This window comes from Sphingomonas sp. (assembly GCF_042095875.1).
Lineage (GTDB): Bacteria > Pseudomonadota > Alphaproteobacteria > Sphingomonadales > Sphingomonadaceae > Sphingomonas.
This window is the reverse complement of record NZ_JBELMJ010000032.1, coordinates 22,041-39,497: the sequence shown is the minus strand read 5'-3', so window position 1 is coordinate 39,497 and position 17,457 is coordinate 22,041. Positions and strand designations below refer to the sequence as shown.

19 protein-coding genes are annotated in these 17,457 nt (G+C 71.5%); 14 read left to right on the top strand and 5 right to left on the bottom strand.

Going from position 1 to position 17,457, the window contains the following annotated elements:
- The first annotated feature begins 298 nt into the window (after window positions 1-298).
- From ACFDS6_RS11795 to ACFDS6_RS11750, 10 genes are all read left to right on the top strand, one after another.
- Window positions 299-832 (top strand): L,D-transpeptidase family protein, encoded by a 534-nt coding sequence (locus ACFDS6_RS11795; RefSeq protein WP_375272367.1) that lies wholly within the window; start codon window positions 299-301, stop codon window positions 830-832.
- A 132-nt stretch (window positions 833-964) separates the two neighbouring features.
- On the top strand, window positions 965-1,630 hold the full coding sequence (locus ACFDS6_RS11790; protein ID WP_375272365.1) for a GNAT family N-acetyltransferase: 666 nt from the start codon (window positions 965-967) through the stop codon (window positions 1,628-1,630).
- Window positions 1,627-2,607, top strand: coding sequence for an alpha/beta fold hydrolase (locus tag ACFDS6_RS11785; protein WP_375272364.1), 981 nt, complete (start codon window positions 1,627-1,629; stop codon window positions 2,605-2,607). Before ACFDS6_RS11790 ends, ACFDS6_RS11785 begins: the two co-directional genes overlap by 4 nt.
- Before the next feature lie 160 nt (window positions 2,608-2,767).
- On the top strand, window positions 2,768-3,661 hold the full coding sequence (locus tag ACFDS6_RS11780; RefSeq protein ID WP_375272363.1) for a heme o synthase: 894 nt from the start codon (window positions 2,768-2,770) through the stop codon (window positions 3,659-3,661).
- Window positions 3,658-3,795 (top strand): hypothetical protein, encoded by a 138-nt coding sequence (locus tag ACFDS6_RS11775; RefSeq protein WP_375272362.1) that lies wholly within the window; start codon window positions 3,658-3,660, stop codon window positions 3,793-3,795. The genes ACFDS6_RS11780 and ACFDS6_RS11775 overlap by 4 nt, the downstream gene beginning before the upstream one ends.
- Entirely contained in the window at window positions 3,795-4,346 is a 552-nt protein-coding gene (locus ACFDS6_RS11770; RefSeq protein ID WP_375272361.1) for a cytochrome c oxidase assembly protein, read from the top strand. The genes ACFDS6_RS11775 and ACFDS6_RS11770 overlap by 1 nt, the downstream gene beginning before the upstream one ends.
- 35 nt (window positions 4,347-4,381) lie before the next feature.
- The gene (locus ACFDS6_RS11765; protein WP_375272360.1) at window positions 4,382-5,293 is read left to right on the top strand and encodes a cytochrome c oxidase subunit 3; all 912 of its coding nucleotides are present in this window, start codon (window positions 4,382-4,384) and stop codon (window positions 5,291-5,293) included.
- A 101-nt stretch (window positions 5,294-5,394) separates the two neighbouring features.
- Window positions 5,395-6,015 (top strand): SURF1 family cytochrome oxidase biogenesis protein, encoded by a 621-nt coding sequence (locus ACFDS6_RS11760; RefSeq protein ID WP_375272359.1) that lies wholly within the window; start codon window positions 5,395-5,397, stop codon window positions 6,013-6,015.
- A gap of 17 nt (window positions 6,016-6,032) precedes the next feature.
- Window positions 6,033-7,424 carry a threonine synthase gene (gene thrC, locus ACFDS6_RS11755; RefSeq protein ID WP_375272357.1) on the top strand — a complete coding sequence of 464 codons (1,392 nt, stop codon included), beginning with the start codon at window positions 6,033-6,035 and terminating at the stop codon, window positions 7,422-7,424.
- Complete coding sequence (locus ACFDS6_RS11750; protein WP_375272356.1) at window positions 7,421-8,290, top strand: class I SAM-dependent methyltransferase; 870 nt, start codon at window positions 7,421-7,423, stop codon at window positions 8,288-8,290. Before thrC ends, ACFDS6_RS11750 begins: the two co-directional genes overlap by 4 nt.
- A 70-nt stretch (window positions 8,291-8,360) precedes the next feature.
- On the opposite strand, the gene ACFDS6_RS11745 is transcribed toward ACFDS6_RS11750, so the two are convergent.
- Genes ACFDS6_RS11745 through ACFDS6_RS11735 form a run of 3 tightly spaced genes read right to left on the bottom strand, consistent with a single transcriptional unit; the run spans window position 8,361 to window position 9,978 of the window.
- Window positions 8,361-8,996 (bottom strand): heme exporter protein CcmB, encoded by a 636-nt coding sequence (locus ACFDS6_RS11745; protein WP_375272355.1) that lies wholly within the window; start codon window positions 8,994-8,996, stop codon window positions 8,361-8,363.
- Window positions 8,993-9,571, bottom strand: coding sequence for a heme ABC exporter ATP-binding protein CcmA (gene ccmA / locus ACFDS6_RS11740; protein WP_375272354.1), 579 nt, complete (start codon window positions 9,569-9,571; stop codon window positions 8,993-8,995). Before ccmA ends, ACFDS6_RS11745 begins: the two co-directional genes overlap by 4 nt.
- Window positions 9,568-9,978, bottom strand: a complete 411-nt coding sequence (locus tag ACFDS6_RS11735; protein ID WP_375272353.1) for a metallopeptidase family protein — start codon at window positions 9,976-9,978, stop codon at window positions 9,568-9,570. The genes ccmA and ACFDS6_RS11735 overlap by 4 nt, the downstream gene beginning before the upstream one ends.
- Before the next feature lie 52 nt (window positions 9,979-10,030).
- Between ACFDS6_RS11735 and ACFDS6_RS11730 the strand changes: the two genes are divergently transcribed.
- Both ACFDS6_RS11730 and ACFDS6_RS11725 read left to right on the top strand, forming a co-directional pair.
- Window positions 10,031-10,324: a 4a-hydroxytetrahydrobiopterin dehydratase gene (locus ACFDS6_RS11730; RefSeq protein WP_375272352.1), complete on the top strand. Its 294-nt coding sequence runs from the start codon at window positions 10,031-10,033 to the stop codon at window positions 10,322-10,324.
- A gap of 125 nt (window positions 10,325-10,449) precedes the next feature.
- On the top strand, window positions 10,450-11,367 hold the full coding sequence (locus tag ACFDS6_RS11725; protein WP_375272350.1) for a hypothetical protein: 918 nt from the start codon (window positions 10,450-10,452) through the stop codon (window positions 11,365-11,367).
- On the opposite strand, the gene ACFDS6_RS11720 is transcribed toward ACFDS6_RS11725, so the two are convergent.
- The gene (locus tag ACFDS6_RS11720) at window positions 11,361-12,149 is read right to left on the bottom strand and encodes an SDR family oxidoreductase (RefSeq protein ID WP_375272348.1); all 789 of its coding nucleotides are present in this window, start codon (window positions 12,147-12,149) and stop codon (window positions 11,361-11,363) included. The genes ACFDS6_RS11725 and ACFDS6_RS11720 overlap by 7 nt on opposite strands.
- Window positions 12,150-12,199: 50 nt before the next feature.
- On the opposite strand from ACFDS6_RS11720, the gene ACFDS6_RS11715 reads away from it, so the two are divergent.
- Window positions 12,200-12,979 carry an ATP-binding cassette domain-containing protein gene (locus ACFDS6_RS11715; RefSeq protein ID WP_375272347.1) on the top strand — a complete coding sequence of 260 codons (780 nt, stop codon included), beginning with the start codon at window positions 12,200-12,202 and terminating at the stop codon, window positions 12,977-12,979.
- The gene (locus tag ACFDS6_RS11710) at window positions 12,979-14,508 is read left to right on the top strand and encodes an ABC transporter permease/substrate-binding protein (RefSeq protein ID WP_375272346.1); all 1,530 of its coding nucleotides are present in this window, start codon (window positions 12,979-12,981) and stop codon (window positions 14,506-14,508) included. The genes ACFDS6_RS11715 and ACFDS6_RS11710 overlap by 1 nt, the downstream gene beginning before the upstream one ends.
- Here ACFDS6_RS11710 and ACFDS6_RS11705 read toward each other — a convergent pair.
- A complete protein-coding gene (locus tag ACFDS6_RS11705) occupies window positions 14,505-17,372 on the bottom strand; it encodes a TonB-dependent receptor (protein WP_375272345.1) in 2,868 nt (955 codons plus the stop codon). The genes ACFDS6_RS11710 and ACFDS6_RS11705 overlap by 4 nt on opposite strands.
- Window positions 17,373-17,457: the final 85 nt, after the last annotated feature.

Here is a 17,457-nt window from a genome sequence, read left to right as displayed (position 1 = left end):
ACCAATTCGAGACGCTGCCCAAGATCGACTGATCGAAGCGGTAACAACGACCAACTTCTGCAACGCCCCGGTCTGAACCCCGGGGCGTTTCTTTTTGTGATCTCGTCTCCCCCGACCTGTTCCGAGATGCCGCCTCTCGGCCGCCGCAGAAGGCAGCGGGACCCCGGATTGAGTCCGGGGTGACGAGACGATGGAGGGGGTTGCGCTGTCTTGGTGAACGCCCGCGCGGAGCGTCCCGCGGCGAGACGTGGCAAAAGCGCCACTGGAACATGGGGGCCGCCCGCGCGATCACGTGGTCATGCTCCGCCCCGCCCTGCTCGCCTGCCTACTCGCGCTCCTGCCGCTCACTCCGGCCGCGGCTCGCGGCATCCCGCAGCGCGCGGGCGGGCCGGACGTCCACACGGTGCTGGACGTCGGCCGCCCGCTCGAGCCCGGCGACTACGTGTGGGACGACGACGGTGCGCCCGCGGGCGCGACCCACGTCGTCGTCGACGTCGAGCGGCGGCAACTCTACGTCTATCGCGGCGGCGTCGAGATCGGCCGCTCGTTCGCGGTCGCGGGTCCGCCCGAGATGCCGACCCCGCTCGGTCGCTTCCCGATCCTGGAGAAGGACGCGGACAAATATTCGCGCAGCTACGACGCGCCGATGCCCTACGCACTCAGGCTGACGCGCAGCTACGTTGCGATCCACGGCAGCAAGGTCGAGTGGGACTGGGTCACGCACGGCTGCATCGGCGTGCCGCTGCCGTTCGCGCGCATCCTGTTCCGCAACGTGCGGGTCGGCGACGACGTGCTGGTGACGCGCAACTGGCTGCCGGCCGCCTACGACTGACGCCGTTGCGCGGGCGCTCGGCACCGCGCACGATGCCGGTATGGCTGTAGCGACGAGCGACGAACTGAGCTGGCGCGCCGAACGCGCGTGCGCCGCGGCCTGGCCCGCTGCCGACGAGCAAACGGTGGGCGCGTGGATCGTGCGCCGTTCGGGTGGCGGCACCCGCCGCACCAACTCGGCGTCGGCGACGCGAGCGGACGCGACGCTCGATTCCGAGACGCGGGCCCGGATCGAGGCGCTGTTCGCGGGGACCGGCAGCCGACGATCTTCCGCGTCACCGCGCTCACCCCGACGATCGACGCGAGCCTGAGCGAGGCGGGGTACGAACCACCCGCGGGCGTAACGCATACGCTCGCCGCCGATCTGTCGGGCGGGCACCAGCGCGATGCCGCGGTCACGATCGCCGGACTGCCCGACGCGGCGTGGCGTGCGGCCCGGATGCGGTTGTCCCGCGCGCTCGGCGCGGGGGAGCGCGATCACGTCGACGTGCTCGACCGATTGCGCGTACCCGTAATCTTCGCGCGCGCCGACGCGGAAGGCGACACGCAAGCGCTCGCGTACGCCGCGCTGGTCGACGACCTGGCGGTGATCGAGGCGGTGGCGACCGACCCGAGCCATCGTCGCCGCGGTTTGGCCAGAGCGTGCGTCGCCTCGCTGCTGGCCGCCGCGCGCGATGCGGGCGCGCGCACCGCCATCTTGCAAGTCGTCGCGGACAATGCGCCTGCACTGGCGCTCTACGCGCAACTCGGCTTCACTGCGCATCTGTACGACTATCATTATCGCAGGAGAGCCCCATGACCACGGCAGCGATCGACTTTCGCCTGATCGACACCGGCAGTGCCCGACTGAGAGTCGCGGTGGAGGGATCGGGGCCGCTGGTGGTGATGGTCCACGGCTTTCCCGAGAGCTGGTATTCGTGGCGGCACCAGATGCCGGTGCTGGCGGGGGCCGGCTACACCGCCGCGGCGATCGACGTGCGCGGATACGGCGGATCGGACAAGCCGGGCGAGGTCGCGGCCTATGCGATGGAAGCGCTGACCGCCGATGTCGCGGGCGTCGCGGACGCGCTGCAGCCGGGGGCGCCGGCGATCCTGCTCGGCCACGACTGGGGCGCGCCGATCGTGTGGAACACGATCCTGTCGCGGCCCGAGCGCTTCCGCGCGGTCGCGGCGCTGTCGGTGCCGTTCGCCGGCGTCGCCAAGCGCCCGTTCAACGAGACGTTCCGCCGCGCCTTTACCGACAAGGGGCGCTTCTTCTACCAGGAATGGTTCCAGGCGGTCGGCCCGGCGGAAACCGAGGCGGAGCGCGACGTGCGCGATTTCCTGCGCAAATTCTACTACGCGATTTCGGGCGACGCGCCGCCGGGCACCTGGCCGGAGAAGCCCGCCGGCGCGACCCTGCTCGACGGCATGGTCGACCCCGGCACCTTCCCCGCGTGGATGAGCGACGCCGACCTGGATTACTACGTCGCCGAGTTCGAGGCGTCGGGCTTCTTCGGGCCGCTCAGCCGATATCGCAACCACGAGCGCGACTGGGCGTGGCAGCAGCAATTCGCCGACCGGCGGATCGAGGCGCCCGCGCTGTTCATCGGCGGCAGCAAGGACCCGGCCACCAACGGCTTCGGTGCGATGGCCGATCCGATTGCGGTGATGCGCCCGCACGTGCCGAACGTCGAGGGACATATCCTGGACGGTGTCGGCCACTGGACGCAGCAGGAGCGGCCCGGTGAGGTCAACCGCCTGTTGATCGACTGGCTCGCGCGACTGCCGGGGTGATGGGTGGCTCTCTTGCTCCGGTCCGCTGAGGGATCGATGCTTCACTGAGCGTGGCGTCCCGTTCGGCCCCTCTCCCAACCCTCTCCCCGGTGGGGAGAGGGCTAGACTTCCTGCTTAAGCCTTTCGCCTGAGGGCGGCGGCGGGTATAGCGGAGGCCCCGATGAGCACCGCCCTTCCCCTGCTGCCGCCCGCCGACTGGCGCGACTTCCTGGCGCTGACCAAGCCGCGGGTGATGACGCTGGTCGTGTTCACCGGGTTGTGCGGCATGCTCGCCGCGCCGGTCGGAGTCCATCCGGTGATCGGCTTCACCGCGATCCTGTGCATCGCGCTCGGCGCGGGCGCGGCGGGCGCGCTTAACCAATGGTACGAGGCCGACATCGACGCGGTGATGAAGCGCACCGCCAAGCGCCCGCTGCCCGGCGGGCGGATGGACCGGCAGGCGGCGCTCCACTTCGGCGTCGGGCTCGCCGCCTTCTCGGTGATCCTGATGGGGCTGGCGGTGAACCTGGCCGCCGCCGCGATCCTGACGGTGTCGATCCTTTTCTACGTGCTGATCTACACCGTGTGGCTTAAGCGCCGCACGCCGCAGAACATCGTCATCGGCGGCGCGGCGGGCGCGTTCCCGCCGCTGATCGGCTGGGCCGCGGCGACCGGCGAGGTCGCGATGCTGCCGGTGCTGCTGTTCGCGCTCGTGTTCCTGTGGACGCCGCCGCATTTCTGGGCGCTCGCGCTGTTCATCGAGTCGGATTATGCCAAGGCGGGCGTGCCGATGCTGCCGGTGGTGGCGGGCGAGCGCGTGACGCGGCGGCAGGTCGGGCTGTACACGATCCCGATGGCGCTGGTCGCGATCGCGCCGTGGCCCTTGGGGCTGACGGGCGCGTTCTACGGCGTGGCGGCAACCGTGCTGACCGGCGTGTTCGCGGTGCTGGCCGCGCGCGTCGCGTTCGGCGCGAACACGCCCGCGATGAAGCCGGAGAAGCGCTTGTTCGCTTACTCCATTATCTATCTCTTCGTGATCTTCGGCGCGCTGGTCGCCGATCGGTGGCTGGCATGACGCATGATGAACAGGAACTGATCCGCCGTCGGCAGAAGGGGCGCGCGATCGTGATGGCGGTGCTGCTGCTCGCGTTCGTGGCGCTGGTCTTCTTCATCACGATCGTCAAGATCAAGGAAGGCATGGCGCACTGATGCTCGGCCTCGCCCGCGTCGACCGCCGCCTGCGCACCGCCTTGTTCGCGGTGCTGGGCATCTGCTTCATGACCGGCGTCGCCTTCGCCAGCGTGCCGCTCTACCGCCTGTTCTGCGAGGCGACCGGACTGAACGGCACCACCAACCGCGCGCTCGCGGCGCCGGGGGGCGTCCACCGCTCGATCCGCATCGCGTTCGACGCCAACACCAGCCCCAAGCTGCCGTGGCGCTTCACCCCCGAGCAGGAGGAGCAGGACGTCGACATCGGCGCGCGCGACATGGCGTTCTTCCAGGCGACCAACCGCGGCGCGCAATCGGTCACGGGCACCGCGACCTACAACGTCACCCCGGCGATCGCGGGCAAGTATTTCACCAAGATCCAGTGTTTCTGCTTCACGCAGCAGACGCTGAAGCCCGGCGAGACGCAGCGGATGCCGGTGATCTACTTCGTCGATCCGAAGATCCTGACCGACCCCGATACCAAGGACGTCGAGACGATCACGCTGTCCTACACGTTTTACCCGGTGGATTCCGGCAAAACGGCGGGTTAAGGCAGCAGGCAAACGCCTTTAGGGGGATGCCACGCATGGCCGGCGCGAAGAACCACGATTACCACATCCTTCCACCCAGCCCGTGGCCGCTCATCGGATCGATGATGGCGCTCGTCATGGCGGTGGGTGGCATCATGTACATGCACGAAGCGACCGCGGGCGGCTGGGTGTTCCTGATCGGGCTGGCGGGCGTGCTGTTCACCATGTGGGGATGGTGGCACCAGGTGATCCGCGAGGCGCACGCGGGCGACCACACGCCGGTCGTGCAGCTCCATTTCCGCTACGGCATGATCCTGTTCATCGCCTCCGAAGTGATGTTCTTCGTCGGCTGGTTTTGGGCATACTTCGACTTCGCGCTTTTCCCGACCGCGATGAGCTTCGTCGACGGGCAGGTCGAGCGCGCCGCGGAAGGCGCGGCGGCGATCGCGGCGCAGTGGCCGCCCAAGGGGCTGGAGGTCATCAACGCGTTCGAGCTGCCGCTGCTCAACACGCTGATCCTGCTGACCAGCGGCACGACGGTCACCTGGGCGCACCACGCGCTGATCCACAACCAGCGCGGCGGCGTGAAGCGCGGCGCCTGGGGGCTGCTAGGCGTCGGCGACCGCGACGCGGTGCTCAAGGGCCTGTGGCTGACGGTGGCGCTGGGCGTGCTGTTCAGCGGCATCCAGGCGTACGAGTACATGCACGCGCCGTTCCCGTTCAAGGGCATCAACTACGGCGCGGCATTCTTCATGGCGACCGGGTTCCACGGGTTCCACGTGCTGATCGGCACGATCTTCCTGATCGTCTGCCTCATCCGCGCCTACAAGGGCGACTTCACGCCCAAGCAGCATTTCGGGTTCGAGGCAGCGGCCTGGTACTGGCACTTCGTTGACGTGGTGTGGCTGTTCCTGTTCGTCACCATCTACGTCTGGGGCGGCTGGGGCGCGCCGGTTCACGGCGGCTAAGCTCGACCTAATTGGCCTGAGCGGGGGCGCGGTCCGGATGCGGACCGCGCTCCTTCTTCTTTGCGCGACGCGTCGGCCCCGGCGCGATAAAGGGTGCGGCGATGAAGCGTTTTCCCGTGATCCCCACCATCGTCGTCGCGCTGGCGGTCGCCGGCATGATCGCGCTCGGCATCTGGCAGATCGCGGTGCGGCTGCCCGAAAAGGAAGCGTATCTGGCGCAGCTCGCGGGCAATCCGGCCAAGCCCGCGGTCGCTTTCCCCCGCGTGCCCGATGACCGGCTGCTGTTCCGCCGCTCGACTGTCTTCTGCTTGTCGCCGGTTACGATCACGCGCGCGGGCGCGGGGAATGCGGGGTTCCGGCTGATCGCTACGTGCCGGACGGGCGCGGAGGAGCCCGGCGCCAAGGTGCAGCTCGGCACCACGCGCGACCCGAACGAGCAGGTCGCGTGGAGCGGCGGCGCGGTCAGCGGCTGGATCAGCCACGCGCCGAGCGCACGGCCGCTGATCGCCGAGCTGTTCTCCGACACGCCGCAGGAGATGCTGCTGGTCGCCGAGCGCCCGGTCGCGGGGCTCGCCGCCAACACGCAGCCTGACATCGGGCTCGTCCCCAACAATCACCTGGCGTACGGCGTGCAATGGTTCCTGTTCGCCGCGGTCGCCGCGATCATCTACGCGGTGGCGGTGATGCGGCGTCGCGCGCCGGTTGCGGGGTCACGGGCTTAGGGCTACCCCGCACCGCCATGCGCTACGTCAGCACGCGCGGCCAGGCGGCCGCACTCGACTTTCGCGAGGTCACGCTCGCCGGGCTCGCCAGCGACGGCGGGCTCTACGTGCCCGAGGCGTGGCCGACGTTCACCCGCGACGAGATCGCCGCGCTCACCGGGCTGTCCTACGTCGACACTGCGGTCGCGGTGATGACGCCGTTCGTCGGCGCCGTGATGACGCGCGAAGACCTGCGCGCGCTGTGCGAGCAGGCGTACGGTCGCTTCTCGCACGCGGCGGTGACCCCGCTGGTGCAGCTTGACCACAACCAATGGCTGCTGGAACTGTTCCACGGTCCCACGCTCGCGTTCAAGGACGTGGCGCTGCAATTGCTCGGGCTGCTGTTCGAGCGGTTCCTGACCGGGTCGAGCGACCACCTGACGATCGTCGGCGCGACCAGCGGCGACACCGGGTCGGCGGCGATCGACGCGGTCGCGGGTCGCGCCGGGGTCGACATCTTCATGCTCCACCCCGAGGGCCGCGTCAGCGACGTGCAGCGGCGGCAGATGACCACGGTCGGCGCGCCCAACGTCCACAACATCGCGATCCGCGGCGACTTCGACCAGGCGCAGGCGTTGGTGAAGGCGATGTTCAACGATCCCGCCTTCTCCGGCCGGTTTCGCATGTCCGCGGTCAATTCGATCAACTGGGCGCGGTTGATGGCGCAGGTGGTCTATTACTTCTACGCCGCAATCCGGCTCGGCGCGCCCGAGCGCGCGGTCGCGTTCAGCGTGCCGACGGGCAATTTCGGCGACGTGTTCGCGGGCTATGTCGCGGCCCGAATGGGGCTGCCGGTCGCCAAGCTGATCGTCGCCACCAACGTCAACGACATCCTCGCGCGCGCGCTCACGAGCGGCGATTACTCGAGCCGGCAAGTCGTGCAGACCCCGACGCCGTCGATGGACATTCAGGTGTCGAGCAATTTCGAGCGGCTGTTGTTCGACCTGGGCGACCGCGACGGCGACGCGATCGCGGCGCAGATGCGCGGGTTCGAGGGGAGCCGCGCGATGCGGCTGACCAACGCGCAGTCCGAGGGCGCGGCGGGGCTGTTCAAGGCCGAGCGCGTCGACTTGGACGACATGGCGCTCGCGATGCGCTGGGCGCACGAGCAGGCGTGTCAGACGCTCGACCCGCACACGGGGATCGCGCTCGCCGCCGCGCGCCGATACGCCGGGGACGCGCCGATCGTCACGCTCGCCACCGCGCACCCGGCCAAGTTCGGCGACGCGGTGGAGCGCGCGACCGGCACGCGGCCCGCGCTGCCCGCGCGCGTCGGCGACCTGTTCGACCGCGAGGAGCGCTACGACGTGCTCGACGCGAGCTACGCCGCGGTGAGCGGTTTCATCGCCGAGCGCGCGGTCGCCCGATGAAGCTGGAGACGCTGATCGGCGAGCCGTGGGGCGATTACGGGCTGATCGACTCGGGCCACGGCCGCAAGCTGGAGCGCTACGGCCGCTACCGCTTCATCCGGCCCGAGCCGCAGGCGTTGTGGGCGCCCGCCAATGCCGACTGGGACGCGCACGGTGAGTTCGTGCCCGGCAGCGACGAGGACGGCGGCGGACAGTGGCGCTTTACCAAGCGCGTGCCGGCGGATGGCTGGACATTGGAATGGCACGAGGCGCGTTTCACCGCGCAAACGACGCCGTTCCGCCATTTGGGCTTCTTCCCCGACATGGTGCCGGTGTGGGTGTGGATGCGCCAGCAGCTCGAAGGGGCGGACGCGCCCGAGTGCATGAACCTGTTCGGCTATACCGGGGTCGGCACGCTGGCGCTGTCGTCGATCGGCGCCAGGATGGTGCACGTCGACGCGTCTAAGAAGTCGGTCGATGCGGCGCGCCACAATGCCGCGCTGTCAGGGCTGTCGGAGGCGCCGACGCGCTGGATCATCGACGACGCGTCGAAGTTCATCGCGCGCGAGGTCCGGCGCGGGCGCCGCTACGACGGGATCCTGCTCGATCCGCCCAAATACGGGCGCGGGCCGACCGGCGAGGTGTGGCGGCTGGAGGAGGACCTGCCGCGGCTGATCGCCGACTGCCGCCAGCTGCTCGACGCCGAGTCGCGCTACCTGTTCCTGACCGTCTACGCGGTGCGGATGTCCGCGCTGGCGATCGGCGAGATGCTGCGCCAGGCGTTCGCGGACCTGCCGGGTCGGATCGAGGCGGGCGAGCTGGCGGTGCGCGAGGAAGCGCGCGGGCTGACGCTGCCGACCGCGATCTGGGCGCGCTGGAGCCGCTGAGTCACCCGGCGGGGAGCCGCTGAGTCACCCGGCCGGGAGCCGCTGAGTCACCCGGCTGGGAGCCGCTGAGTTACTCGATCGCCGCGCGCATCGCCGCGCCCGCGACGAAGGGCGCGCCGGCGGCGAGCAGCAGGCTGGTCGCGGCGAGCAGCTTCAGCCCCCCCGCCCCGCCGGTCACCGCGCCCGCGCCGAAGATCAGCAGCGGCACCGCGAGCGGCAGCATGACGAGCCCCGCGACCGCGCCCGCGCCGCGCGCGCCGGCGAGCAGCGCCGCGGTCGCGACCGCCAGCGCGGCGAGCCCCGGCGTCCCGAGCAGCAGCCCCGCCTCGACTAGCAGCAGCGTCTCTCCGGACAGGTCGAGCAACCCGGCCGCGACCACCGCGGCGAGCATCAGCGGCGGCGCGAAGGCGAGCCAGTGCGCGAGCGTCTTCGCCGCCGCGACCGCCGCCAGCGATTGCCCCCGTACCGCGAGCTGATCGAGCACCCCCGCCTCCAGGTCGGGCGCGACCAGCCGCTCGACCGGCATCAGCGCCGCGAGCAGCGCCGCCGCCCAGATCACCCCGCCACCGACGCGCGACAGCAAAGCGGCGTCGGGCCCGATCGCGAACGGGAACAGGATCGCGACAAGCAGGAAGAACGCGACCACCAACGTCGCGCCGCCCCCCGCGTAACCGTGCCGCAGGTCGCGCCAGACGAGCGCGATCACAGCCGCACCGGCTGCGCGCCGGGCAAGGCGAGCGGCTGGTGCGTCGCCGCGACGACGATCCCGCCGCCCGCGCGGTGCCGCGCGATCAGCCCCGATAGCCGGTCGAGCGCGGCGGCATCGAGCGCGTTGCCGGGTTCGTCGAGCAGCCACAGCGCCGCACCGCTCGCCACCACGCGCGCGAGCGCGGCGCGGCGGCGCTGCCCGGCGGAGAGCAGGCGCACCGGCACGTCGGAGAGATCGGCGAGCGCGACGTCCGCCAGCGCCGCGGCGACGCGCGTCGCGGGCTCCGGTCGGGCATCGAGCCGCGCCCAGAACCGCAGCGCGGCGCCGAGCGGCAGCGCGCGGTCGAGCGCGTGCGCCTCGTCCATCAGCGCGACGCCGCCCGCCGGCCGCGCAACGTGGCCCTCGTCGACGCGACCGACGCCGGCGAGCACGCGCAGCAGGCTCGACTTGCCGACGCCGTTGGGGCCGGTGACGATCACCGCCTCGCCGGCTCGCGCGTTGAAGGCCACGGGCGCGAACCGCCGATCGCCGCGCGCGACCACGACGCGGTCGACGACCAGCGCGTCGCTCAATCCGCCACCATCGCTTCGAGCGCGTGCATGTCGTCGTCGGACAGGCCGAAATGATGCCCGATCTCGTGCACCGTGACGTGCGCGATCAAGTCGTCGAGCCGCACGCCCGTTTCGCACCATTCCGCGAGGATCGCCTGGCGGTAGAGGTGGATGCGATCGGGCAGCGCGCCGCTGTCGAACGAGGATTTCTCCCCCACCGGTCGCCCGACGTAGACGCCGGTCAGATCGAGCGGATGGTCGAGCCCGACGCTCGCCAGCATCTCGGCATCCGCCTCCTCCTCGACCAGCAGCACGACGTCGCCCAGGTGCGCGCGGAAGGCGGCGGGCAATCGCGCGATGACGCCGAGCGCGTGCGCGTGCATCGCGTCCGCGGAGGGCGCCGCGCCCAAGACCTCTTGCCGCTCCATCGCGCCCGCCATAGTCGTGACCGCATCGGGGCGGCAAGCAGGGAGAGTTACGATGATCGAGCAGTTGAGCGAGGCCGAGCGCGCCGACGCGCTCGACGGGCTGCCCGAGTGGGATTTCGAGGAAGCGCGCGACGCGATCACGCGCACGATCGTGTTCACCGACTTCGCCGAAGCGTTCGGGTTCATGACGCAGGTCGCGCTGCTCGCCGAGCGCGCCGACCATCATCCCGAGTGGAAGAACGTCTACAATCGCGTCGAGATACTGCTGACGACGCACGACGCGGGTGGGCTGTCGTCGCGCGACATTGAGCTGGCGGGCGCGATCGACGACATCTTGGGCGGCTGAGCAGCGCCGCGCCGCGCCGCACGAGGCCGGTTGACGGCGGGGCGCGCTTTCCCGACCATCGTTAACGAATCGTCAACGCTCGCGCGCGGCAAGGGGCGGCGCACGGCGGGACGCGGGGGTGCACGATGATCGGCTCCACGAGACCTGCTGGCTGGCGCAGCGCCGCGCGCGTGATCGGCGGTTTGGCGCTGATTTCCGCGGCTTCGACGGGCGATGCGCGCGGTCGCGCGGCTGCACCTGCACTCACCCCGCCGGCCGCGCTGGTGCCGGTGGCGACGTTGCTGAACGAGGTAAAGTGCGATTACCTCGACTTCGCTTACTCCGACTACGCGCGGCAGCAGCGGTTGCCGCTGGGAAAGGTGCGCGGTGAGCTGCGGCTGACATTGTCCCGGATCGGGACTGCGGCGACGCTCGGCGTGCCCGTCGCGCCGGGCGACCTGCGATTGGACGAGACGGCACCCGCGGCGGTGTCGAGCCCTAATGGGCTGACGATCCCGTTCGAGCTCGATCCCAAGCTCGCGCTCAATCCGGCCGCGTCGGGGCTCGACTGCGCGGCGTCCAGGCGGCTGTCGCGCACCATTCTCGATTTCACGCAACTGGCGGCCGAGTTCGCGCAGGCGCGGCGGCTGGAACCCGCGGTGAAGCTGCGCTCGCCGATCCGCTATCGCGGGCAGTTCATGCTGCGCAAGGGTCCGGGCGGCGTCGACGTGCTGCTGCTGACGCTCGATCCGGCGCGGGTCGGGCGGGACGTGGGTTACCTGCAGGCATTCGACCTTTCGATCGAGACCGGCACGCCATCGTGGTTCGCGGACGTGGGCCCCGCAACCGCCGAGCCGCGTCCGGCCGCGGTCGCCGCGCAACCGCCCGCAGCGCCACCGCCGTCCGTGCCGTCCGCCGCGCCGCGAATTGAGTTGCGGCGGATCGACCCGCCCGTGCCCGGTACGCGTCCGCGCTTCCGGGTGCCGACCGCGCCGCGGCCCGCGGGTGCGGCGCCGGCCAGGCGCTGCGTCGCGGACGCGAGCGGCGAGCTCGCCTGTTACTGAGCCCCGAGCGAGCGCGCGGTCATCATGCGCCGCACGCGCCCGGGCATCCAGCGCGCGCCGAACGACAGCCGCCGCGCGGTCGCGCCGATCACCGCGTGCAGCGTGTCGCCGTGCACCGCGTCCCACGCCGCCTGCGCCACCGTCTCCACGGGCGTGAACTCCATCTTGGCGGCGACCACCGCCTCGCGCACGCTGCGGTTGGTGCCGGGCAGCCCGGCGTTGAGCAGCGCGGTGTCGACGAAGCCAGGCATCAGGTCGCGCACCTTGATCCCGTTCGCCGCCCATTCGGCGTCGAGCGCCTCGGTCAGTCCGCGCACCGCGAACTTGGTGGCGGAATAGGCGGCGAGCCCGGCCGAGCCGTAGATCGCGCTCGCCGAGGCGGTGTTGAGCAGGCACGATCCGGGCGTCGCCTTCAGGTACGGATAGGCCATGCGCGCGCCGTAGGCGACGCCGCGGAAGTTGATGTCGATGACGCGGTCGAGCGCGTCGAGCGACAGCTCGCCGAACGGCCCGCCGAGCGCGATCCCCGCATTGTTGAACAGCACGTCGAGCCGCCCGCCGCTCGCGCGCGCGAACTCGTCGAGCACGTGCTCCCACTCGCTTGGGTCGCGCACGTCCATCTGGTGCGTGCTGGTGCGCTCGGCCGGCAGCAGCGCGGCGGTGTCGCGCAAGCCCCCGCGGTCGACGTCGGCGAGCCCGACGCGCCAGCCGCGCCCCGCGAACAACTGCGCCACCGCGCGCCCGATGCCCGAGCCGCCGCCGGTGATCAGGATCGCCTGCATCCACCCTCTCCTCTTGTTCAGCGCGCATCCTTCCCGCATCACCGCCGATGATGCCAGCACAATCCGGCCCCGCCATCACGTTCGAGCGCGTGAGCAAGCGCTACGCCGACGGCACGGTGGCGGTCGACGCGGTGTCGTGCGCGATCGCGGCGGGCAGCTTCGTCGCGCTGGTCGGCGCGTCGGGGTCGGGCAAGTCGACGCTGCTGAAGACGGTCAACCGGCTGATCCCGCCGAGCGAGGGGCGCGTGCTGATCGACGGCGCGGACGTGAGCGAGGGACCGGCGTGGCAGGTCAGGCGGCGGATCGGCTACGTGTTCCAGAACGTCGGGCTGTTCCCGCACCTGAGCGTCGGCGAGAACATCGCGCTGCCGCTCAAGCTCGAGCGCCGATCCGATGCCGCGCGCGTCGATGCGCTGCTCGACACAGTCGAGCTGCCGCGCACGCTCGCGAACCGGATGCCCGCCGAGCTGTCGGGCGGGCAGCGGCAGCGCGTCGGCGTCGCGCGCGCGCTGGCGACCGATCCGGGGCTGCTGCTGATGGACGAGCCGTTCGGCGCGCTCGATCCGGTCACGCGAGAGTCGCTCGGCCAGGCGATCGCGCGATTGCAGCGCGAGCGCGGGCTGACCGTGCTGATGGTGACGCACGACATGGCCGAGGCATTGCTCGACGCTGGTCGCGTGCTGGTGATGGAGCGCGGGCGGATCGCCACCGACACGACGCCCGCCGCGCTGATGCGGGGCGAGGGCGGCGACACCGCGCAGGGGCTGGTCGCGGTGCCCCGCGCGCAGGCCGAGCGGATCGCCGCGCTGGCGCGGGGCGAGCAGCGCTGATGGGCGACGCCTTCGCCCGCGTCCCCGCGCTCGCCGCGCAGCACTTGCTGCTCGCGATGTGCGCGCTGGTGCTGGCGCTCGCGGTGGCGCTGCCGCTCGGCTGGTGGTCGGCCCGGCGGCCGCGCGTCGCGCGCGTGGCGCTGGGGTTCGCGAGTCTGGTACAGACCATCCCCAGCCTCGCGCTGCTGGCGCTGTTCTACCCGGCGCTGCTGTGGGTGTCAGGGCTGGTCGGCGGCGGGGTGCCCGCGCTCGGCTTCCTGCCCGCACTACTCGCGCTGACGCTCTACGCGCTGCTGCCAATCATCCGCAATCTGGTGACCGGCTTGACCGGCATCGACCCCGCGGTGCTCGAGGCGGCGGACGGCGTCGGCATGACCGCGGCGCAGAAGCTCAGGCTGGTCGAGGTGCCGCTCGTCCTGCCGGTCGCGATGGCGGGCATGCGCACCGCGGCGGTGTGGACGATCGGCGCGGCGACGCTGTCGACCACGGTGGGGCAGCCGAGCCTGGGCGACCTGATCTTCGCGGGGTTGCAGACGCAGGCGTGGACCCTCGTGATCGCGGGCTGCGTGTCGGCCGCCGCGCTCGCGCTCGGCGTCGACGCGCTGCTGGGGCTGGCCGAGCACGGGGCACGGGCGCGGCGCGCGTGGCTGACCTGGGGTGCGATCGCGGTACTGGCGGCGGCGACGCTGGCGGCGAGCGCGCCGCTGTGGCCGCGCGGGGGCGGCGACCGGACGGTGGTGATCGGCGCCAAGAACTTCTCCGAACAGTATATACTCGCACGGCTGATCGGCGACCGGCTCCGCAGAGCGGGCTACACCGTCCAGTACCGCGACGGGCTCGGCTCCGCGGTCGCGTTCGGCGCGGTCGCGGGCGGGGAGATCGACGTCTACGTCGACTATGCCGGCACGATCTGGGCGGGCGAGATGAAGCGGAGCGACGTGCCGCCGCGCGCTGAGCAAGTCCGCGCGATCGCCGACTGGGCGCGCCGGACGCGCGGCGTCGGGCTGGTCGGCACGCTCGGGTTCGAGAACGCCTACGCCTTCGCGATGCGCGGGGACGACGCGCGCCGGCGCGGCATCGCGTCGCTCGCCGATCTCGCGGCCGCGTCGCCGCGGTTGAGGCTGGGCGCCGACCTGGAATTCCTCGACCGTGCCGAGTGGGCGGCGATCCGCCGCGCCTACCCGATGCGCTTCGCCGCTGCCACGCCGTACAGCCCGACCTTCATGTACCGCGCGCTGGAGAGCGGGCGCGCCGACGTGATCAGCGCCTTCTCCTCCGACGGGCGGATCGCGGCCGACGACCTCGTGACGCTTACCGATCCCCGCCGCGCGATCCCCGGCTACGACGCGATCCTGCTCGTCGCGCCGAGGCGTACGAAGGACCAGCGCTTCCTTGCCGCGCTGCGCCCGCTGGTCGGGCGCATCCCGGTGTCCGCGATGCGCGAAGCGAACTACATGGTCGATCGCGACGCGAACAAGGCGACGCCCGAGGCGGCCGCGCGCTGGCTGGCGGCAAAGGTCGGGCTCTAGAAGAACAGCTTCCTGATCGACACGCGCACCGTGCGCCCCAGTGGGTCGAGGTAGCCCGGCTGGAACCCGATCGGCACGGTGTCCGTCTGGTCGGTCACGCGCTGGCGCTGGTTGAACGCGTTGTTGAGCGACAAGGTGACGCGCGTGCCGCGCAGCCACGGATGCGCGCGTACCCAGTCGATCCGCTGCCCCAGATCGGCGAACAGCCGCAGGTTGAACGTCGTCAGGCTGCCGAAGTCGAGCGTCTCGGGGCTGGTCGGCGTGCCGCCGTTGACGCGCGTCGCGCTCTGGTAGTTGAGCGACGCGCGCGCGCCCAGCCCGTTGTTCGAGTAACCCGCCTGCCCCTCGATCTCGTGGCGCGACTGCCCGCCCGAGCCGCCGATCGCGTCGCCGTTCAGCAGGTCGAGCACCGGGCCATCGTCGGCGATCGTGACGCGATTGGTAAAGTTCCAGGTGTGATAGAGCGCGAACTGCACGCGCCCGCCGCCGTTCGCGCCGCCACCGAAGCGGCCCCCTCCGGCACGACCACCGCCGCGCCCGCCGCCGAAGCCACCCGCGCCGCGCTGCCCGCCCGGTGCGTCGTCCGCGGGCGCGGCAGTCGGCTGCGCGCCGCCGTTCGCCGCCGCGCGCGCGCCGCTGCCGTCCGGTTGCGCGTCGCCGTCGCGTCGGCGTCCACCCGGCGGGCGCAGCCCCGCGAACGGGTTGGGTCCGGTGCCGGCGCGGAATGCCTCCAGCTCCTTCTGGATCTTGGACTTGAGCCGGAACGAGACGTTGAAGCCGTAGCGCAGCTCGGACCGCTCGCGCCGCGCGAAGTTGATCGGGCGGGTGTCGAGCCGCACCAGATCGCCGTTCACGCGCGTGAAGCGGTCGGGGAACGCCGCCTCGATCGCGGCGCTGGCGGCGGGGAAGCTCGCGATCGGGTCGTCGACGCGCTCGGTGACGTAATTGGCAATGAAATTGATGTCGCGCGCCGCCCAGGGCTGGAGCGTCGCGCCCAGCTTGGTCACGTGGCGCGTGTCGGCGCGCAACGCGGGGTTGCCGCCGGTGATCGTGGTGACGGTCGCGGTGGTGCCGCGGACGTAGTCGAACACGCGCACGCCCGCGGTCGGCACCTGCGGGTTGCCGAGCTGCTGCGCGCTGGGCGCCTCGTCCTCGTTTGTCACCGAGTAGATCAGCCGCAATCCCCGCAGCGGCGACCAGTTGGCGCCGTAGCCGAGCGTCCACAAGGTACCGAAGTCAGACAGGTGATCCGCCGCGATGTTACCGTTCAGCGAGAAATCCCCGATGGCGCTGAGCACCCCGCGCGATCGGCTGGCGATCGGCAGGTCGAGGTTCACCTGCGCGTTGCCGATGTCGCGCGAGATGTCGGCCTGCTGCGCCAAGCCCAACCGTGTCGAGCGGCTGGAGAAATCCGCGCTCGACGCGCCGACGCGGATGCTGGTGTTGGCACTACCCGCGGGCAGCGAGAACAATGGACCCGTCGCCAGCGTGTCGAGCGCGAGGTTGGTCGAGCGCGAGCGGCCGAGATTGTCGGGCAGGCGCACCAGGTCGAACGCGCCGAACGGATTGGCGGCGGCGTCGTCCGCGTCGAGCAGCGCCTGGAACGCGGTCGTGTCGAGCCCGGTCTGACTGCGCGTATCGCTGGCGCTGTAATCGGCGTTGGCGTTGACGGTCCAGCGCCAGCGACCCTGGTCACCGTTGGCGCTCGCGCCCAAATGCGCGTCGGTGCTCTCGACGTGCTGACCGAGCGCGCCGAGCGCGGGAAAGGCGCGCGTCACGCGCGCGTCGTCGCCGAGCGGCGAGAACGGGCTACCCGCGGGTATGAGGAAGCTACCCGACACCAGCCCGCGGTCGGCATCACTCACGTTGTGCTCGACGCGCGCGTTGAACGTCGCGCCGATCCGGTCGGTCAGGCTGGTGGCGTAGACGCCGTTCGCCTGGAAGCTCCTGGTCTTGGGCAGCAAGGTGCGGAAGCGCGCCTGGTCGCTCGGGTTGGCGGTCGCGAGGAAGTCGCCCGCGGCGACCGCGCCGTTCGCCGCCGCGGCGGGGACGCCCAGCACGCTGCCGTTGGCGAGCGTGACGTTCCCCGCGCCCGACGCGCCGCCGGGCGCCTGAATGATGCCGCGCTCCGCCTCGGTCAGCGCGTTCGCCTGGTTATATTCCAGGTGGACGCTGGTACGCCCGATGCGCTGGACGCGCAGCCAGTCGCCCTCGACCTCGGGCTGGGTACGCCCGCCCTCGGTCGCGAAGCGCGAGTCGAGTTCGAGCGTGTAGGCGCGGAAACGCGGGCGCAGCACGAAATTCACCACCCGCTGGTCGGCGCGGTAGCCGTATTTGAGCGCGACTTCCTCCGGCAGAATCTCGACGCGCAGGATCGCCTCGGTCGGCAGGTCGCGCACCTCGGAGAAGCCGCCGATCCGCCGCCCGTTGAGCAGCACGACCGGCGCCCCGCCCGAGCCACGCCCCGATCGCGTCTGCGGGCTGAGCTCGGTCAGTAGGTCGGCGACCGAACTGACGCCGTAACTGCGGATATCGGCGGGCGACAGCGTCTGCTCGGGCGGGATGTCGCCGACGACGCTGCCGAGCGGCTTGCGCCCGGTGACGACGATCTCCTCGCCCTCGCCCGCCTCGCCTTCCGCCTCGGGCGTCGCCGCCTCGGCCTCGCTCGGCGATCCGGCGGGCGGGATCGCGGGTGGCGTCTGCGCGGAAGTCGTCTGCGCGGGCGGGGGATCGGCGGCCGGCGCGGTGAGCGGCGCGGCGCTGCCGGTCGGCGCGGCGACCGCCGCGGGCGGGGTCACGGGTGGCGGGGCGGTCTGCGCCCAGGCCGGCAGTGCCGCACTACTCGCCAACAACAGGAACCGCACGCCACTCTCCCCTGACCCGAACCTCGGGTCGGGATGCGCTACACGCGGTTTGTCGCGCAATTATGCCCGTGCGTGCCGCCACCGT

Coding starts and splice junctions, on each gene's coding strand:
- ACFDS6_RS11725 (WP_375272350.1), top strand. CDS start 10,450: ATGATCGGCTCCACGAGACCTGCTGGCTGGCGCAGCGCCGCGCGCGTG.
- ACFDS6_RS11720 (WP_375272348.1), bottom strand. CDS start 12,149: ATGCAGGCGATCCTGATCACCGGCGGCGGCTCGGGCATCGGGCGCGCG.
- ACFDS6_RS11750 (WP_375272356.1), top strand. CDS start 7,421: ATGAAGCTGGAGACGCTGATCGGCGAGCCGTGGGGCGATTACGGGCTG.
- ACFDS6_RS11735 (WP_375272353.1), bottom strand. CDS start 9,978: ATGGAGCGGCAAGAGGTCTTGGGCGCGGCGCCCTCCGCGGACGCGATG.
- ACFDS6_RS11785 (WP_375272364.1), top strand. CDS start 1,627: ATGACCACGGCAGCGATCGACTTTCGCCTGATCGACACCGGCAGTGCC.
- ACFDS6_RS11780 (WP_375272363.1), top strand. CDS start 2,768: ATGAGCACCGCCCTTCCCCTGCTGCCGCCCGCCGACTGGCGCGACTTC.
- ACFDS6_RS11760 (WP_375272359.1), top strand. CDS start 5,395: ATGAAGCGTTTTCCCGTGATCCCCACCATCGTCGTCGCGCTGGCGGTC.
- ACFDS6_RS11775 (WP_375272362.1), top strand. CDS start 3,658: ATGACGCATGATGAACAGGAACTGATCCGCCGTCGGCAGAAGGGGCGC.
- ACFDS6_RS11710 (WP_375272346.1), top strand. CDS start 12,979: ATGGGCGACGCCTTCGCCCGCGTCCCCGCGCTCGCCGCGCAGCACTTG.
- ACFDS6_RS11765 (WP_375272360.1), top strand. CDS start 4,382: ATGGCCGGCGCGAAGAACCACGATTACCACATCCTTCCACCCAGCCCG.
- ACFDS6_RS11795 (WP_375272367.1), top strand. CDS start 299: ATGCTCCGCCCCGCCCTGCTCGCCTGCCTACTCGCGCTCCTGCCGCTC.
- ACFDS6_RS11715 (WP_375272347.1), top strand. CDS start 12,200: ATGCCAGCACAATCCGGCCCCGCCATCACGTTCGAGCGCGTGAGCAAG.
- thrC (WP_375272357.1), top strand. CDS start 6,033: ATGCGCTACGTCAGCACGCGCGGCCAGGCGGCCGCACTCGACTTTCGC.
- ACFDS6_RS11730 (WP_375272352.1), top strand. CDS start 10,031: ATGATCGAGCAGTTGAGCGAGGCCGAGCGCGCCGACGCGCTCGACGGG.
- ACFDS6_RS11770 (WP_375272361.1), top strand. CDS start 3,795: ATGCTCGGCCTCGCCCGCGTCGACCGCCGCCTGCGCACCGCCTTGTTC.